This window comes from Ignavibacteriales bacterium (assembly GCA_016709765.1).
Lineage (GTDB): Bacteria > Bacteroidota > Ignavibacteria > Ignavibacteriales > Ignavibacteriaceae > IGN3.
Genome location: JADJMD010000013.1, coordinates 351,693 through 369,394 on the forward strand (window position 1 = coordinate 351,693; position 17,702 = coordinate 369,394).

At 32.6% G+C, this 17,702-nt stretch carries 18 protein-coding genes; 3 read left to right on the top strand and 15 right to left on the bottom strand.

Annotated elements, in window-relative coordinates; all coding sequences use genetic code 11:
- Positions 1 to 195: 195 nt before the first annotated feature.
- Positions 196 to 1,410, top strand: a complete 1,215-nt coding sequence (locus IPJ23_11170) for a T9SS type A sorting domain-containing protein (GenBank protein ID MBK7631240.1) — start codon at positions 196 to 198, stop codon at positions 1,408 to 1,410.
- 43 nt (positions 1,411 to 1,453) lie between these two features.
- Positions 1,454 to 2,518, top strand: a complete 1,065-nt coding sequence (locus tag IPJ23_11175) for a serine hydrolase (protein ID MBK7631241.1) — start codon at positions 1,454 to 1,456, stop codon at positions 2,516 to 2,518.
- 598 nt (positions 2,519 to 3,116) lie between these two features.
- On the opposite strand, the gene IPJ23_11180 is transcribed toward IPJ23_11175, so the two are convergent.
- The 11 genes from IPJ23_11180 to IPJ23_11230 form a co-directional block, all read right to left on the bottom strand.
- Entirely contained in the window at positions 3,117 to 4,445 is a 1,329-nt protein-coding gene (locus IPJ23_11180) for a radical SAM protein (protein MBK7631242.1), read from the bottom strand.
- A gap of 4 nt (positions 4,446 to 4,449) precedes the next feature.
- Positions 4,450 to 5,175 carry an ABC transporter ATP-binding protein gene (locus tag IPJ23_11185; protein ID MBK7631243.1) on the bottom strand — a complete coding sequence of 242 codons (726 nt, stop codon included), beginning with the start codon at positions 5,173 to 5,175 and terminating at the stop codon, positions 4,450 to 4,452.
- Positions 5,172 to 6,272, bottom strand: a complete 1,101-nt coding sequence (locus IPJ23_11190; protein MBK7631244.1) for an ABC transporter permease — start codon at positions 6,270 to 6,272, stop codon at positions 5,172 to 5,174. The genes IPJ23_11185 and IPJ23_11190 overlap by 4 nt, the downstream gene beginning before the upstream one ends.
- A gap of 59 nt (positions 6,273 to 6,331) precedes the next feature.
- Positions 6,332 to 6,796, bottom strand: a complete 465-nt coding sequence (locus tag IPJ23_11195; protein ID MBK7631245.1) for a DUF2062 domain-containing protein — start codon at positions 6,794 to 6,796, stop codon at positions 6,332 to 6,334.
- An 8-nt stretch (positions 6,797 to 6,804) separates the two neighbouring features.
- Complete coding sequence (locus IPJ23_11200) at positions 6,805 to 7,791, bottom strand: NAD-dependent epimerase/dehydratase family protein (GenBank protein MBK7631246.1); 987 nt, start codon at positions 7,789 to 7,791, stop codon at positions 6,805 to 6,807.
- Positions 7,784 to 9,637, bottom strand: a complete 1,854-nt coding sequence (locus IPJ23_11205) for a carbamoyltransferase (protein MBK7631247.1) — start codon at positions 9,635 to 9,637, stop codon at positions 7,784 to 7,786. The genes IPJ23_11200 and IPJ23_11205 overlap by 8 nt, the downstream gene beginning before the upstream one ends.
- Positions 9,637 to 10,467 (bottom strand): methyltransferase domain-containing protein, encoded by an 831-nt coding sequence (locus IPJ23_11210; protein MBK7631248.1) that lies wholly within the window; start codon positions 10,465 to 10,467, stop codon positions 9,637 to 9,639. The genes IPJ23_11205 and IPJ23_11210 overlap by 1 nt, the downstream gene beginning before the upstream one ends.
- An 88-nt stretch (positions 10,468 to 10,555) precedes the next feature.
- The gene (locus IPJ23_11215) at positions 10,556 to 12,076 is read right to left on the bottom strand and encodes a radical SAM protein (protein MBK7631249.1); all 1,521 of its coding nucleotides are present in this window, start codon (positions 12,074 to 12,076) and stop codon (positions 10,556 to 10,558) included.
- Positions 12,073 to 13,101 carry an HAD-IIIC family phosphatase gene (locus tag IPJ23_11220; GenBank protein MBK7631250.1) on the bottom strand — a complete coding sequence of 343 codons (1,029 nt, stop codon included), beginning with the start codon at positions 13,099 to 13,101 and terminating at the stop codon, positions 12,073 to 12,075. The genes IPJ23_11215 and IPJ23_11220 overlap by 4 nt, the downstream gene beginning before the upstream one ends.
- 20 nt (positions 13,102 to 13,121) lie before the next feature.
- On the bottom strand, positions 13,122 to 13,385 hold the full coding sequence (locus IPJ23_11225; GenBank protein ID MBK7631251.1) for an acyl carrier protein: 264 nt from the start codon (positions 13,383 to 13,385) through the stop codon (positions 13,122 to 13,124).
- Between the two features lie 103 nt (positions 13,386 to 13,488).
- On the bottom strand, positions 13,489 to 13,902 hold the full coding sequence (locus tag IPJ23_11230; protein MBK7631252.1) for a hypothetical protein: 414 nt from the start codon (positions 13,900 to 13,902) through the stop codon (positions 13,489 to 13,491).
- A 277-nt stretch (positions 13,903 to 14,179) separates the two neighbouring features.
- On the opposite strand from IPJ23_11230, the gene IPJ23_11235 reads away from it, so the two are divergent.
- Positions 14,180 to 14,446 carry a hypothetical protein gene (locus IPJ23_11235; GenBank protein ID MBK7631253.1) on the top strand — a complete coding sequence of 89 codons (267 nt, stop codon included), beginning with the start codon at positions 14,180 to 14,182 and terminating at the stop codon, positions 14,444 to 14,446.
- 82 nt (positions 14,447 to 14,528) lie between these two features.
- Here IPJ23_11235 and IPJ23_11240 read toward each other — a convergent pair whose 3' ends face one another.
- From IPJ23_11240 to nosD, 4 genes are read right to left on the bottom strand one after another with little or no spacing between them, the layout of a single operon-like run.
- Complete coding sequence (locus IPJ23_11240; GenBank protein MBK7631254.1) at positions 14,529 to 14,954, bottom strand: Rrf2 family transcriptional regulator; 426 nt, start codon at positions 14,952 to 14,954, stop codon at positions 14,529 to 14,531.
- An 11-nt stretch (positions 14,955 to 14,965) separates the two neighbouring features.
- The gene (locus IPJ23_11245) at positions 14,966 to 15,754 is read right to left on the bottom strand and encodes an ABC transporter permease subunit (protein ID MBK7631255.1); all 789 of its coding nucleotides are present in this window, start codon (positions 15,752 to 15,754) and stop codon (positions 14,966 to 14,968) included.
- Positions 15,738 to 16,460, bottom strand: a complete 723-nt coding sequence (locus IPJ23_11250; GenBank protein MBK7631256.1) for an ABC transporter ATP-binding protein — start codon at positions 16,458 to 16,460, stop codon at positions 15,738 to 15,740. The genes IPJ23_11245 and IPJ23_11250 overlap by 17 nt, the downstream gene beginning before the upstream one ends.
- Positions 16,457 to 17,701, bottom strand: coding sequence for a nitrous oxide reductase family maturation protein NosD (gene nosD / locus IPJ23_11255; GenBank protein ID MBK7631257.1), 1,245 nt, complete (start codon positions 17,699 to 17,701; stop codon positions 16,457 to 16,459). The genes IPJ23_11250 and nosD overlap by 4 nt, the downstream gene beginning before the upstream one ends.
- Position 17,702: the final 1 nt, after the last annotated feature.

The window sequence follows — 17,702 nt, forward strand, 5'->3', positions numbered from 1 at the left end:
TAATTCTATTTATAAAATTCAACGATAATATAACAGATAAAATTGAACCGTAATATTGTATACCCTTGTAGTTGAAAAATTGAAATCACTGCTAATAATTATTCAATTACCTTTTTAAAACACTAAATAAAGGGTTTGCTATTCATTACTACAATTAAAAAATTTCATGTACAACAAAATTCAGGGTGAGATATTATGAAATCAAAATCTAATCAAACAATTGTGTTTGCTTTTTTATTGATATTAACTTTTTCTATTAGTTCATCTGCGCAAAGCGGACCATACTTGGGTCAAGATCCTCCGGGTTTAACCCCAAAACTATTTGTTCCAAATTATTTAATGTCAAACAGTGATTGGTGGTGGCACGGTGGAATTGATTTTATATCGAATGGACAGGAAATGTTTTTAGATATTTATTGCCCCGCTGAGCTCGGAGGTATTAGAATACGATATATGAAATTAATAAATGGTGAATGGACGATACCAGAATCAGCTCCGTTTTCAAGTTCATCCCAATATGCAGATGCATCTCCTTCATTTATTGACAATGGACACAAAGTCATTTTTATTTCAGATCGTCCAAACGGTTATTACGGTAGTTTTTGGTCTACGACCAGATCAGGTAGTATATGGTCTAATCCTCAACCGGTATATGTACCATGGCTGCAGTCATTAAGCAGTGGATGGGGAATGACTCTTTCAAATAATGAAACCATTTATACACAGTTGATCGACAATAACAGCAACACTGACTTTGATTTATACAGGATTAGGAAAGTTAATGGACAATATTTATTGCCGGAAAGGCTGGATAATAATATTAACTCTTCTTACATGGAAATGGGTGCTTTTATCGATCCGGATGAGAGATATATTATTTTTGAATCAAATAGACCGAGTGCTGCAGGATTTTCCGATCTATACATCAGCTTTAAAAATTCAGAAGGAAACTGGACACAAGCTATAAATATGGGTGAGCCTATAAATTCGGATTTTGAGGATGGATCTCCATATGTTTCATCTGATTATAATTATTTCTTCTTTTTAAGCGACCGCAATGGTAGTAGAAATCCTTATTGGGTTGATGCAGAAATTATTAATGGTTTTATATCCGGAATTAGAGAAGAATTGATTAATCAAATTCCAGATAATTTTAAATTATCTCAAAATTACCCGAATCCATTTAATCCTTCGACCACAATAATGTATGAATTAAATAAAACAGCACATGTAAAATTGATTATTACAAATGTTCTTGGAGAAATTATTCTCGAAGCAGTTGATGAGATAAAGAATGCGGGAGTTTATGAGTATCAATTTAATGCCACTAATCTTTCTAGCGGCATATATTTCTATCAGCTTACAGCTGGAAATTATTGGGATATAAAAAAAATGCTGCTTATCCAATAGTTTTGTTTGATATAAAATATTTTATTAATAAAAAATAAATATGATGAATATACATAAGGGAAACTCAGCTTTATTTTTGCGAATTTGTTTGTTGATCTTAATTTTCTTCTTTGGGTCCTCCTGTTCGAATGAAATTGCAGATTCAATAGCGCCCGTGAATACTCAAATTCTTGATGAGGCTTTTGTTCAAGCGCAGCAAATACAAAATATTAAAAGCCTTGTAGTTTTTCATAACGGAAGTATAATTAAAGAAGGGTTTTTTAATGGCGGCGGTGCGGATGTACCTCACGATGTTAGATCAGTTACCAAAAGTGTAATGGGATTATTGATCGGAATTGCAATTGAAAAAGGATTTATACCATCTATTGACCAAACAATAGGTGGTTATCTTAGTCCATTAATCCAAAATCTAAGCACAGAAAAAGCTAATATTACAATTCGTCATCTCCTAACCATGAGCAGCGGTTTTGAATGGGACGAATATACTTCTAATGCTGGTTATAATAATTGGATTTCATCACCCAATCAGGTTCAATATCTTTTTGATAAGGAATTAGTTACACAGCCAGGTCAAATCTTTAACTACAATTCTGCAGCTTTACATCTTCTTTCTGTAATTCTATCCATAGCAACAAATATGCAAACTCTTGATTTTGCAAACCAATATTTATTTGAACCTTTAGAGATTGGTGAAAGAAATTGGTCAATAGATAAACAAGGATTTAATAATGGAGGAGCTGGTTTAAAGATTACCCCGCATGATATGATAAAAATTGGTCAGCTTATTCTTGACGGCGGATTGTATAAGGGAGATAGAATTATTTCTTTTCAATGGATTGATGAAATACTGGGTTCAAAAATTTCAACTAATAATATCAATCCATTTGCAAACGGATACAGTTATTGCTTCTGGACCGGGCAAAACTCAGATGGACAATATGTGTTTGCTAATGGATATGGTGGGCAATTTATTGTTATCATACCTAATTTAAACTTAGTTGTTGTTGCAACAAATCAATGGAGCGGGGTTGTATCTACAGTAGCAAATGAGCAATGGTATCGAACATTGGATTTAATAATGTCTCAGGTTCTAGCAGCATTCAATTAAAATTATATTTTTTCCTTGGCCCTAATTTAACAATTTGATTTCTTTTTGGTGAGGTGACTCATGAAGAAAGTTAGCAGGTTCTAATTCTTGTTCTGAGTATGCTAAAAAACATTAAAAAAGCCCTGAAAATCAGGGGTTTTTGGTGGCTCCACAAACACGATACGCACTCAAAACGTAATAGGCTCGTTCTATCTCTTTTTATTGCAAATCCACCAATAATAAACTTAAGTTAACGATTGATCGTGAAAGATTACCAAAGTATCTGAACCTAAGTCTTAAAAAATGTTATCAGTTAACGGAAGGATTCTACCTGCCTGAAACCAAAATAATAAATAAACCAAGAGCTAAAATTGATTACAGAGAATTAGCGAGTGAGTATAAAATATTAATTAATTATGGAACTGTTTCAAACCAAGCTGCTCTTGCAAGAAAACTAAATGTAAGCAGAGCTTGGGTTACGAAGGTTTTTAAAGTTGGTTGTAGATGAGTGAGATATACAATTTTCTGTAATAGTGCTAATTACTTATCAATACCTATTATAAAATGTAGGCTGGATAACGAATAATTTTTTCTCAAAGTATTCAACTGAGTCAATATGTTACTTTAAGCTTTTTCTATGATTCAATTCAATATATTCTTTTCTAAAAAGCCAATTCATATATAACAACAACAATGTTAGTGTTACACTTTTAGATAATGAACGCTTTACAATCTGATAAAAACCTGATAACCTTCTTAACAGATCAAGGAATCCATCCTCAACTTGCTGCGGAGTCATATTCTTAGGCAGATAAAAGCAGATGTTAAACGAAGAATTGTATGCAATGTTATTCTTGAGAAAATCGAGTTTACTTTTCATTAATATTCTCCCTTCCTTTTCTAATTGCTCATATACTCTTGATCCAGGTATAGGGACTAAAATATTTATCATTGGAAGTGCAATATTATTGTCAATAATAAACCGACTTAATTGCTTAGAAGTGTCTGGAGTATCGTTGTCAAGTCCATATATAAAGAAAGCAGCTATTTTTATCCCCGCATTATGAATATTTTTAATTTTTTGCTGAAATGAATCAGTCTTATAATTTTTATTTAAATAAGTAAGATTCTGCTGTTCAATAGATTCCATTCCGATAAACAACACTTTGCATCCAGCTTTTTTCATCAGTGTTAATGTTTCAATATCCTCACCGATATTAATCGTACACTGTGCACCCCATACAAAATTATATTTTCGTTCAATCATCACATTGCACAATTTTATCAGATAATTTCTATTATTATAAATATTGGTATCAATAAATGCGATATTCCGTGTTGAATTGTGAAGGTATTCAAGTTCTTCCGCTATATATTTAAATTTTCGCAGATAATATTTACCTTTATAGATTGAGGCAACGCAACAAAAATCACAATTGTTATAACACCCAACATTTAATATAACTGGTGTAAAGAAGATTCTTTGGGTATCTAAAACTGTATAATCAATTTTGTAATTGAGATCGGTTTTGCAATAGTAATCTTTTTGCAACACACCTGATTGAGCGTCATTCAATATTTTAGTCATATCATTATATCCCGGATTACCATGAATGACTGAATTACAATGGCTTTCTATATAATCCTTACTTATATGCGGTTGGAAGCCTCCAAATATTACTATCTTTCCTCTCTTTCTAAATTCATCTGCTAACTCAGCTCCTCTGAAAATCTCATAACCCATTGAGGAAATCCCGATAATGGAAGCATCGGTATAAAAATTAACATCCTCAAAATATTCATAGCAAAATTCTTTTTCCCAATCATCAGGTATAATGGCGCTTAAAGCGGGTAAAGTCAGTGAAATAATATAAAGTTTCTTTCCTTTCAATAATTTACCAGCTTGATCTTTATATGAAGGTTGAATCAGATATATTTTCTTTTTCATTGGTTCATGCCTCGTGAATTTCTTTTAATGGTATTTCTAAATTCACAATACTCCCATTTTCGATATTATATATTTTATCTGCCAGAGTCTTTAACCTCAAATCATGACTTGCCACTATAACACATTTTTTGAACTCACTGGCATAAGAATGCAAAAGTGTGATAATTTCTTCGCCTTGCTTTGTTTCTAGACTGGCTGTGGGCTCATCTGCTATTAGCAAATCAGCATTGTTGGCAAACGCTCTTGCTATGGCGGTTCTTTGTTTCTCACCATGGCTAAGTTCCAAGGGTGTTCTTGCAGCTAAATGTAAAATCCCAACTCTACTAAGTGCATCCAAAGCATTTCTTTTTGAATTAAGTCGATTACTAGGAGAAAATCTGAGAACCAACTCTACATTTTGATATACAGTTAAAGCATCAATTAATAAAAAAGACTGAAAGATGAATCCAATTTTTTCCGCTCTTAATAGCTGCAGCTCTGACTGAGTATAATTATTAATATCTTTTCCGAACAGATATACAATTCCCTCAGTTGGTCTATTAAAACCTGCAATAATTGTAAGCATTGTTGTTTTACCACTACCACTTGGACCAAGCAAAAGAAGTAGTTCCCCTCTTTTAGCTGAAAAATTAATTTCATACAAAGCGTTAGTCTTATTCGCTTTCGCCTCATATATTTTAGATACTCTTTTTAAGTCAACAATATTTTGGTTGTTATCTTTTTCGTTCATGAGAATACCTCTAACGGATAAATCTTCCGGATCCGTCCGAATGAAAATAGAGCACTTAATAAACTTATTATGCAAGTAGCAAGTGTTATATAAATTAAATGATCGTAATTAATTATGGTATTAACTTCAGGAGAGATATTTTCGATAAAATTTACAATTGGATAGAATAATATTACACCTAATAATTCTGAAATTAACGATAGAATTAATGCCTGAGAAATAATTAAGATATAAAGATAACTTTTAGGAGAGCCCAATAATTTCATTAGTGCAAAATCTTTTCTTCTTTCTAATATATTAACTGAAAGAATCAAGCTTAAGATTATAGCAAGGACAACACCTCCAATAGCCGCTATAGCAAAAAACAAAGGGAGTATCCCTGCTTCCATTTCAGCAATATTATTTTCTAAAAATTTTCGATTTTGATAGATAGAGAATCTGCCTGGGAACATACTTTCTATTCTTTTTTGAAGATCAGACAAATTACTTCCTTTATTACAATTAAGTATAAAAAAACTAGCAAGCCCTGGCAGCTCAATAGTAGATTGCTCATATTCAAGTGTTACGAATGCATATTGTGTAACAACTGCATTTGTTCCACTACATATACCAACCACTCTCAGTGTATCTTCGTTAATGAAAACTTCATCATCAATATTGATATTATATTTTGCGGAAAAAGACCTATCAAGTATAATTTCATTATTACTATTTATTTCTCTGCCTTCATTTATTATCGGCGGGCCACCTTCTGATCCAGGTACATATCCCGTTAGTAAAACCGTCGCATTAACATTTTTTATTTTAATATTTGTAAGAAGAATCAAAACCGAGGTCGCATTTTTTACAGCTTTGTCTTTTTTAATTGCGTTAAGATATATTGCAGGAAGAAGGGATGTTCCACGAATAATATTAGTTGAATTAGCTTGTAATACCCATATGTCAGCCTTAGTTTTCCTTATATATTCCACTGAACCTTCTGCTACTCCATTGTAAATACCAAGGATAAACATTATTAAAATAATGCAAAGAGCTATTCCCAGAAGGGTCAATAATAACCTTAATGGCTGAGAAATTAATATTCTAAGGACGTACATCTTACACCTGATAAATTGTCATAAAATATGTGGGTCCAAGAAAATAACATAAGGCATAATTATATATTTTTTTCATTTCCGTCTCTTCTTAGTGAATTTAAAAAGGTATATGTTATCATTGCGGTAAGAAGCGAAAGTATAATTGCTAAGATTATACTTCCTACAACATACTGAAGTAAATTATTTTTAATAAACTCATAGTCTGTTTTTGAAGAATAATGAAATACTCCTGTCTCTGTATTTATAAAAAGTCCTCCAAGCAGAAAGCTAGCAAGAATGACAAACGGAGTAACCGGAGGTTGACTAAAGTTAGATACAGCCAGCATAATTATTTTATTTAGTCTAAAAATAAAAGCAAGAATGATAGCCAAGATTGTCTGGAAACCCCATATCGGAATAATTCCTGTAAAAACTCCAACACCCACAGATATTGATAGTTTTAAATTTGATTCACTGCTCTTAAATAAGTATTCTTTCGACTTCCTCATTATATCAGGTAAATTATTTTTCAAGATTTTTTTCATTTATTGTTTTACTGATTATCTAAACATGAATAAAATATTTCCTCAAAATTATTCCATTTATATCTGAATGATGTTTTAAGTAATTTTTCGGAAGAATAATTTAGATCAAAACCCGGATGCCAGATTTTAAATATATATTTTTCACCAAAATTATTTGTTATCCAATTAAGAATACCAGGAATTCTATGAAGCAAAACAGAGATTAAAGCGAGAAGTCTTATTTTAAAATACGAACTGCCTGCCCGTTTTAACACCCGAATATATGATTGAAATGCCTCTTCAAATAATATTGGTTCGTGCATACAAATATTAAACACTTCACCACTCACCGTTTGAGTCTCCATCAGATAAACAGCAGCATCCGCTACATCTTCAACATGTACAAAATTAAATTTCTTGTTTTGAAAACCTCCCGCAATTAGAAGTCTTGAAACAGCTGCCTCTCTTAAATTTTTTCCAAAAGGGGTATGCTCACCGGGGCCAAAAATTGCTACAGGCCTGATAACAATTGTGGTGATGCTTGATCTTCTTGCTATTTCCAGGGCTTCAATTTCGCCTCTCAGTTTTGAGTAACCATAAGGTTCAATAGCAAGAGCTTTGTTATTTTCTGTAATAATTTTATTTGATTTTCCCAGGAGTCCATAAACAGCTGTACTGCTGCAATACAATGCCTTTTTGATTCCTAATTCTGATAAACACTCCCAAACATTTTTTGTCCCTTCAACATTTATATTATATAATATTTCCAAGCTTTGTTTTGAATCAACCAATGCTGCAAAGTGATAAACAGTATCGGCGCCTTCCATTGCATTTCTTATTGAGTTTTTGTTGAGTATATCAATATGTACAGGTTCAACATTTTTATACTCGTTAAAAATATTATTTGTCTGGTAAAAGCCAGCTTTTACATTGTATCCTTTATCATTAAGTTCTTTAACCACTTGTCTTCCTACAAACCCTGCAGCACCAGTAACAAGAACGGTTCCTCTATTCATAAGTGCCTCGCTTCATTACCATGTAATTACCAATAGCAACACAATCTATATTCGTTGACAAAAAACATGATATAGCATCCTTAGGACTACATACTATCGGTTCATTTTTTACATTAAAGGAAGTATTTAATAATACCGGGAGTCCGGTAATATTTTTGAACTTATGTATTAAATTCCAAAACATTGGGTTAGTTTCTGAAGATACAGTTTGTATTCTTGCTGTTCCATCAACATGCGTTACCGCTGGTATTATTTTGGACTTATCATCATAAACTGGGACAGTAAATAGCATAAAAGGAGAGTGATCTAATCCGGTCATATCAAAATATTCTTTCGCCTCCTCTTCCAATACAGCCGGAGCGAAAGGTCTGAACGATTCTCTGCGTTTTACCTTTTCGTTAATTTTATCTTTCATCAGCGGGTCTCTTGGATCTGCTAAAATACTTCTGTTTCCTAAAGCTCTTGGGCCAAACTCCATTCTACCCTGAAACCAACCAACCACTTTCCCATCAGCAATTGCAGAAGCTACTGCTTCGATTATATCATCGGGCTTGGATGCGATAACATCATTTTTAAATGTATCTAAAGCTTTTGAAATTTCATCTTCTGTATATTCAGTACCAAGATAAACATCGTACCATTTTACCTTATCAGTATGAGTTTTCTCAGTCTCATTAAAGTAAGCATACAAAGCCGCCCCAGCGCTGCATCCTTCGTCAGAAGCAGCAGGTTGAATAAAAATATTTTTAAATAATCCCGAGCGGGCAATTTTTCCATTTAAAGTACAATTTAAAGCGACACCACCTGCCATTGTAAGATTAGATAGTTGTGTTTCTGATTGAAAATATCTTAATGTGTGTAATACTGCTTCATTTAATGACTCCTGCAACGCAGCAGCAATATTGGAATGCCGTTCCTCAAATGAATCGTTTGCCTTTCTTGCCGGACCAAGGTTTTCAATTATAAATTCTTTTAATCCTGCTTTAGACAACAATGGGGTGAAGTATTGACCATTTTCACCTAAAATAATTAATTTACTAAATACTTGTTTATATTTTTTAGCGTCACCATAAGATGCCAGCCCCATCACTTTATATTCATCTCCAAGACTTTTAAACCCTAGAAATACTGTAATTATTAGATACAATGCTCCAAGTGAAGTAGGAAGTAGTACATTTCCAATTTCAGAAATAGAGTTTTCTTTTCCAATAGCAACTATAGAACTTTCAAGTTCGCCTGTACCATCTAAAGTGAGAATTAAGGAATTTGAAAAACCAGAGGGATAAAATGCACTTGCTGCATGTGCATCATGATGACGAACCTGAACAAATTTATCCGGAACCACTCCAGTCATTTTTTCGAACTGTTCAAGGAGTACTTCCCTTTTCATCATCGCGTTAAATATATTAGAATAAGATTCTTCTACTTTTTTTTGATCACTGATAGAAATGAAAGGTTTTAAAAGTTCTAATCTTTTTTCAATAACCGGTTTATCAAAACTGCAATAGTGTGCAACCTGATCAACATCTTTAATAGTAATTCCAGCATAATTAAGACAGTACTTGATAGCATTTTTTGGCAGCAAAGTATTACCTGTAAGATTAAGAGAATACTTTAAACGTGTAAATCTTTCCTCAGATGCACAGGCAATTACTTTTCCGTCGAGGAATAAAGCTGCAGAAGCATCGTGACCAAAATAACCCAATGGGAAAAATGAAAACGGTACTTCTCCTTCATGAAACTCAAATATTGTATTAAAGTCTTGATTAGTTTTTGCAAACGGACTTAGTATACCCTCGGCTAAATGAGAGTCTCTTGTGAATCCTGAATATCCCAGACAGTACATTATCTCTTTCTCCTTCTGTTCTTTGATTTATGTAAAACAACAAAATACCGTTCTGGTTTTAAGAGAAGATCAGCTGCAATCAGCTTTTTATTTTTACTAAGTTTCATATATCGTTCTGCTAATTCAGTGGAATCAAATTCTTCTGAAATGTTCTGTTCCATTCCAAGTATCTGAACAATTTTAAACCCTGTCTTTTTAGTTAATTGTATTAACTCCTCCATATCTATTAACAATTCGTATGGATTCAAGAATTGATCGGCGATCCATACAGGTGTCTTAAAAGCATCTAGTTGCATTTCATCAGTTTTAGTTTTTCCGATAAGTTCAATAAGGGGTAACCCTTGCGCAGTTTTTGTTGCGAACTCACCAGCAAGTTCAATAATATTATCTGGTTTGGGTTTTACTTTAATCAGCATCTTAAGCAAAGACATATTCAAGGAGTGATTATACCGGCCATGTTTTCCATAAATCCATAAAAACAATTCACCGGAATCCTTAAGTATCTTGTTTAGATTTCTTAAAACCTTTTGCATATTAGCTGTGTGGTGCAGGACACCCAGACAAAGCACGATATCATATTTCAAGGTTCCGGGTAAAGATTTTACCAGGTTCCACTTTCGAAAAGTTAAATTTGCCAAAGATTTTTTTTTAGTATTAAGAATCGCCTGATTTATTGAATGAGAAGAATTATCCAATCCCAAAAACTCAATGTCTTTATAACGGCTGGCAAGAGAAATGGAAGTATTGCCAGTACCACAGCCGGCATCAAGTATATGAATGTTATTCTTTCCACTTGATATTCCAGCAACACTTTGAGAAAATCTGCGCATAAAAATCAGTCCATCATGATCTACCGGCCTAGTCCCGGGAAACTGAAATTGTTCATAAAACTTTTTGCTTTTCAGTGTAATATATTTTTCAGACATAAAATTCATTTTTCTTCGAAAAATTATCAGCTATCACGAAATATCTTCTTAAAATATTTTTGACTTCCTTATCTTCTATATCTTCTAATTTAGCACGTGAACTAACTACATAAGCCATAAAAAAGCCATCAATTTCTCTTTGAGTAAAGTAATTAGGTAACAATTTAAGAGCTTCACCGAGTCGTTTTGGGGTAAATGCAAATTCTCTAATGGCTTTCTTCTTCATTTCTGTTAATGTTTTCAGACTATAATTATATGGTCCTTCACCTACATTTACATAATCTCTTGAAACGTTATAATCACTATTCTTAAAGTATCCCAAAGATTGGGCTAATTTATAAAGCTCAGTTCCGGGGAAATAAACGACAGTAAAAAATGTAGCTCCAAGAAGTGATGATGCTTTAGCATATTCGATTGTTTGATTTAGTTCCTCTTCTGTTTCAGTAGGAAAACCGAGCATAAAAAACCCGCGTGTTATTATGCCTGCCTTTGCAGTATATTCAATTGTCTTAAATACTTTATCAAGGTTCAAATTTTTTTGAATAAGCTTCTGCAGTCTTGGGGACCCTGTTTCAACTGCAATTGAAGTGAATTTGGTCCCTGCTCCTACCATTTTATCAATTAATTCCTCATCCATTCTATCACCACGAATTGCATTAGGGAAGGAAAAAGTCAATTTCATTTTACTTTGAATGATCAGATCACATATTCTTTTTGCCCTCTCAATATCCAGATTAAAGATATCATCAATAATCTGAAAGTCTGTTATTCCAAAATTGTCGTGAATATATCTGATTTCCTCCAAAACACTCTCAGGCGATCTTACTCTAAACTTTTTTCCGAGAATATTATGACAGTATGCACACCTATAAGGGCAACCCCTTGTGGTCATTATGTTTGCGTGAGGTTTGGATATTTTAGATGTGAAAGTTAGAAACTGATTAGAAAACTGCTCTAAATCAATTAAGGAATAATCCGGCATTGGAAGTGTATCTATATTGTCAAGATATTTTCTCGGTAAAGTCTTTATTACTTTTCCATTATTCCGGAATGCTATTCCCTCGATCTCTTTCCATTCTTTGTTATTAATTATTCTTTCTATAAAGTCATTAAATGTCGCCTCACCTTCTCCGATAACCGTGCAGTCTAAATAGCCTGAACTGAGTGAACCTTCAGGATCATCTGTTGGGTAAGGTCCTCCAGCGACAACTATACATTTAATATCCCATTTCTTTATTGTCTGGATTGCTTCATGGAATGCAACCTGACCAATAGATAAACTTCTTAACCCTACGACATTTGGATTAAACTCATTAAGTTGTTCCAATAATGTTTTTCTATCATTAAAAGATTGACCAGGTTTTGAAATAAGTGTTAAGATTTTTATTGCAACTGCATCTTTAAAATAATTTTTTAATGAGGACGACAAATACATCAGCCCAAGAGAATGTTCTGCAGAGGGCCATACTTCTTCAAGAGAGGTGCGTAGAATATCAACAAGTAAAATTTTCATGCTATCTCCAACCACTCAGGGATTTGAGCTAGATTATTTTCAACGGTATAAAATTTTATTGGACTTGATTTTTCAATGTTCTTTTTCCCAACAAATCCTGCCATTTGATATAGCGCTCTCATCATTTTATTTCTACCAGTGTCTATAAAATCTGCTTCAATTACTTTGAAATTATTCGATATAGCCTGACGAACCAAAGTAATTAAAATAGCTCTCTCAATACCACGTCCCATTACGCGACACGATATGGCAAGATATATTAGCTTCCATAAAAGGTTTTTTGTTTCATACATAGCAACACCGATAATGCCATACCATCCGAATTTATCCTCAAGCTCTGTCACAACAATATTAGTATTCCCATTTCCCTGATGAAATAGTTCAATTAATTCGTCTTTACTAAAAATTAAACCAGTAGTGTTCAGCTGATGTGTACGGGTCATAAGTTCTAGCACTCTCGTGATGTCGCATTCCTTCATCGGTCTCAGTATTAATCTCATACGGCATGAGATTAAAAAATCTTTACGCGATTTGTAATTCTCTTCTGCTATCTTCCGCTCTAATTCTGCTTGATACAATTTTCTTCTCTTTTGCGCTTCTACAGTAATTTCTAATGGTGAAAAGTAGGAACGCATTGGAAGATTTTTTGCTTCTTCAGCATGAAATGTCAATACTTCGGGAAGCATATACGAAATCTGTTCTAGCTCAAATTTATCGTCATCAATAAAAGCGATTGCATCAAGTGACAGATTTAATTCGGAAGATATTTTTAGAATATTTTGTGATTTAGGCAACCAATTAATCTGGGGAACAAGAAAATAATCTTTAAGCTTATTTTGCTCTAAAATACTTAAAGCCAGATCCTCGTCTCCGCGACTAGCTATTGAATTGAGGATCCCTCTGCTATCTAATTCTTTAATAGTGTCGGATATTTCCGGCTTAACTTTGACTTTTTCTTCAAGACAAATACCGTCCCAAAGAGTATTGTCAAGATCCCAGACAAGACATTTTTTTATCAAGCTCATGTAAGATCTTTCGGTTATATTTAATTATATTTTTGCGAACGAATATATTTAGCAATAACTGAAACTGATTTAAAATTCTCTGGAAGAAGATCTTCGTCCGGAACTGTTATCTTATATTCTTTTTCTATGTAGGCGATAAATGATATTAATCCTGCTGAATCTACTATTCCTGCATCAAAAAGATTGTCTTCAAATCCTGGAACAATTTTATTGTTTTTAGACAGACATTCTTTCTGGATATAAGCTAAGAGATTTTCTTCAATATCAGTTATAATGTTTATCATAATTCTTCACTTTGGTTGAGAGTAAAATATTTGACTCAAGGGAAAGACTTGTCATAAAATTGTCTTAATTATGTAAAAATTTTACACGTTAATGATTTAGTCTCTAAATGCAATCCTTTTTTACGAGGAAATAAAAAAAAACCAACCACAACCAATAAACGAAAAGCAATATTGTTTCTAACCAGATAATAGCAGTATTCAAGGAATTATTGAAAAGATAAAAATTAGTAGTGATATTAATAAAACAGAGGATAATTATAGCAAAAGAACCTGCGAAAAGTATTCCTCTTACAAGAGTAATATTTTTAACAGGATCTGTAAATGCAGTGAAAAAAAATATAGACCATCCTAATGCAAATAATGCAACTATTTTATCCTGAAAAGCATATGAAGGAATTTGGAAGTAAATATATAGGCCAGGAAATTTTAATCCGAATAGATGGGCAATTGAAACAAATAAAAAATAAAATGAACCAGCTAAAAGGGATAGTTTTAAGATAGCAGAATTATTTTTCATATTCGTTTACCTTAATAATTATGAATAAAACATAAATATAAATGGTAAGGAAAACAATCTTATTCAAAAATATTCTGGTGTATTTTTGATTACATAGAATAAAATTAAATCTTAAAAAAGATTGGAATTTAAATTTTTGTGTAGTGTGGATTAAAAAAAGAAAAAGCCCTGAAAATCAGGGCTTTTTAGGTGGCTCCGCAAACACGATACCGACTCAAAAAAAAATAGACTTGAATTGCCTCTATTTATTGCTAAATCAACAAATGGTAGACTCAAATTGACCATTGATAGAGAAGAATTACCAAATTATTTGGATCTTAGCCTTAAGAAATGCTATCAGTTAACAGAGGGATTTTACCTGCCTGAAATCAGGATAATAAATAATCAAAGAACCAAAATTGATTACAAAATATTGGCAGGTGAGTACAAATTATTGATTGATAATGGAACAGTTTTAAACCAGGCTGCTCTTGCAAGAAGACTTAATGTAAGCAGAGCTTGGGTTACAAAAGTATATAGAATAGCAAATAATATTGAGGATTAAAATGGAAAGCTTTGTTTTGAGAATTACTTAGCTGAAAATATTTTTAAAATGGTAATGTTATTTTGGTTTAACCTATTAACAATTAAATAATTATGTTAAATGATTTTACAATTAATTTATCAATCGTTTTCTCACTTAACATCCTATATGCTTTATTAACAATTTCGATCCATTCCGAATGAATGGGACATTTTGTTTCTTTGTTACAATTTTGAATACCCATTACACAATTTTGGAATATACCTAATCCATCAATCGCTTCAACTATATCCATCAGTTTTATTTGATCACCTTTTACCGCAAGTTTAAATCCACCAACCCTACCTTTGCGCGAAATGATTATTTCTTTTTCTGCAAGATCCTGCAAAATTTTGGAAGTGAATTCTTTTGGGATGTTTAACTTTGTTGAAATTTCCTCCGCTGAGCATAGTGAATCATCTCCCTTAGAAGCTAAATATAATACGGCTTGTAATCCATACTCACACTTTTTAGAAAAGAATGATGCCATATTTATTTCAGTTAAAAATCTTTTTTATGGAAACTTTTTAATCCGAATAACATTGGGAGTACAAACCAGATAATCATCATAATTATTGATAGTAGAGTTCCAAGTGAACTTCCAAAAAACTTGTTGAATAATGCGCCTGTATAACCCATTAAAGCGGAAATATTAAAGTCGAGTATAAAGAATATTCTTGCAAGATCGATAGGATTTAATAGACTTATTCCCAGTACAATATTTTCTATTGGATAATCTCTAAAATAATATATCACAAAAAGAACCAATCCATCATAAATAACTGAAAGCATCAGCCAGATGACAATCGCAATCCCGAGTCCCCTTGCTTTATCAGAAACCTTTATGGCTATTAGAAATGCAATTGAAGTAAAGATGAATGTCAGTGCAAAACCAATCTCGAGCAGAATTGAAATTGATTCATATCCCAAAAATGAAAAACCACTTAATATTACACCCAGTAGTGTTCCAAATAAAAATCCAAATGCTAAAGGAATTGCGTTACCTAAATACAATCCGACAAATAGTGATTTTCTATTTATCGGTTGACATAACACCATTTGAATATAGTCGATTGAGTTATAAACATACATCGTACCGAATATTACGCTTACGAGTGGAATTACAATCAGGATAATGTTCATTAAACTTAGTGCCGCTTTGTTGGTGTCTTCTTCAAAATTGAATAAAAGAAATGTTAGCAGCAGAAAGAAGACAGAGTAAACAATTATCCACTTACTTCTAATTGTATTACTCAGTTCGAATTTTATGATTTTAGTTATAAGTTCCATTCGCATTTTCTGTCATCATATTAGCAATTGCTTTTTCTAATTTGTTTTCACCGCTTGATTCAATTAAGTCTTTCACTTCCCCATCAAATACAATTCTTCCATCAATCAGGAATAAAATATTATCGGCAAGCTCTTCTATCTCGCTCATAATGTGAGAAGTAAGAATTATTGTTTTCCCATTAGAACACTCTTCTAAAATTCTTTGCTTAAGATTACTGCTAGCAACAGGATCAAGTCCTGCGGTCGGCTCATCCAGAATTATTATTGAGGGATTAAATATCAGTGCAATGTAAGCACTAAGCTTCTGTTTGTTTCCGCCTGAAAGATTTTTTATTTGCTTACTCATTTCAGGAATTAAGTTTAAAATTTCGATCAGATTTGATTCAATATTTATTTTTTCATCTCTTAAATCAGAAATCATTTTAATTACTTCCTGCACAGTTAAGTTTTCAGGAAAACTTGCAACCTGAGGCATATACCCGATGTTTTTTCTGTAAAGGTGTTCACCTACGATTGATTTGCTATTGATAGTAATATCTCCACTATCTGGTTTAACTAAACCAAGTATCGATTTAATGATTGTTGTCTTACCCGAACCATTGGGACCAACAATAGCTGTAATTTTTCCAGGCTGAACAGAAAGTGAGATATTTTTCAACACATGAAATTTTCCAAATCTCTTTTTAATGTTCTTTAGTGCAATCAATTTACTCTCCTAAGCAAAGGAGTATTATCCAGAAGTGTTTCAGGCGTTAATGACGGGAAAACGCTTTCTGCAACATTCAAAAGTTCTATGAATAAACTGTTTAATAAAATTAATGACGGCTTATTCTGTTCAACCATAATTGAATAAAGCTTTACTGGTCTATATGGAATATCACCGATTCCATTTTTATCTAGATCGTAACCTTGATACTTATTCCAGTAATTAGAAGCGAAAGTATTAAAGTTTTGTCTGCTATTTGTAGAAACATCAAATGTATTTGATAGAAAATTATTTTTAGTAAAAACATTATCTGACGAGTTGGCCATTAACTTAATTGCCCAGCCATTCTTTTCAAAAAGATTATTTTGAAATTCAGATCTGTTGCATCCCTCAATATAAATGCCTGATGTGTTTCCTATAAACTGATTGAGTGTGATTTTACTATCTGTAATATCCTTTAAAAGTAATCCGTAGGAAGCTGGACCCCAATTATTCATGAATTTATTTTTTGTCATCTCTACATAGTGCGAATACATAACTGCAACACCGGCACTATTGTACTCGAATTGATTTGAATAGTAGTGGCAGCTATCAGAAAACATAAAGTGCAAACCATACCTTAGATTATTTGCGCTGTAATTGTCTGTTATGTTTGCTTGTTTTACAAATTCGAGATATATGCCATCTCTGTGTCCGGTTATTCTGTTATTTGCAACATCAATTTCTCTGCAATTCCACATATGTATTCCATTCCCTGATGAAGCTTCTTTTTCGCCATAAGATTCGATGTGGTTGTTCTTTATTTTACATCTATTAGATTTCGCAAGATATATCCCGAAAAAATTTCCATAGAATTTACAATCGGTTACTTCCCCATTCTTTACATTCTCAAATCTTACAGCGGCATTCTCTTTAAGATAATCTACACCTGCATTTTTAAAGACGATGCCTGCTATAAAAACATTATCTGAATGAACAGTGAAAATCTCGTGATGTCCTTCCCCATCTATAGTTGGATAGTTTTTTCCAATTATTCTAAGAGGTTTTTCGATAATTATATTTCCCTCAGCATAAATTCCTTCGCCGATAATTATTTCATCAAAAGGTTTTGCAAGCGCAATTGCAGATTTGATTGTACTAATGTCAGATTTTTTATCAACGAAAATTTTCTTAGCGTGGGAATTCGTGAGGAGTAGTGTAATAAGCAAGCTGGTTATAAATATTTTGAGGATTAAACTCATT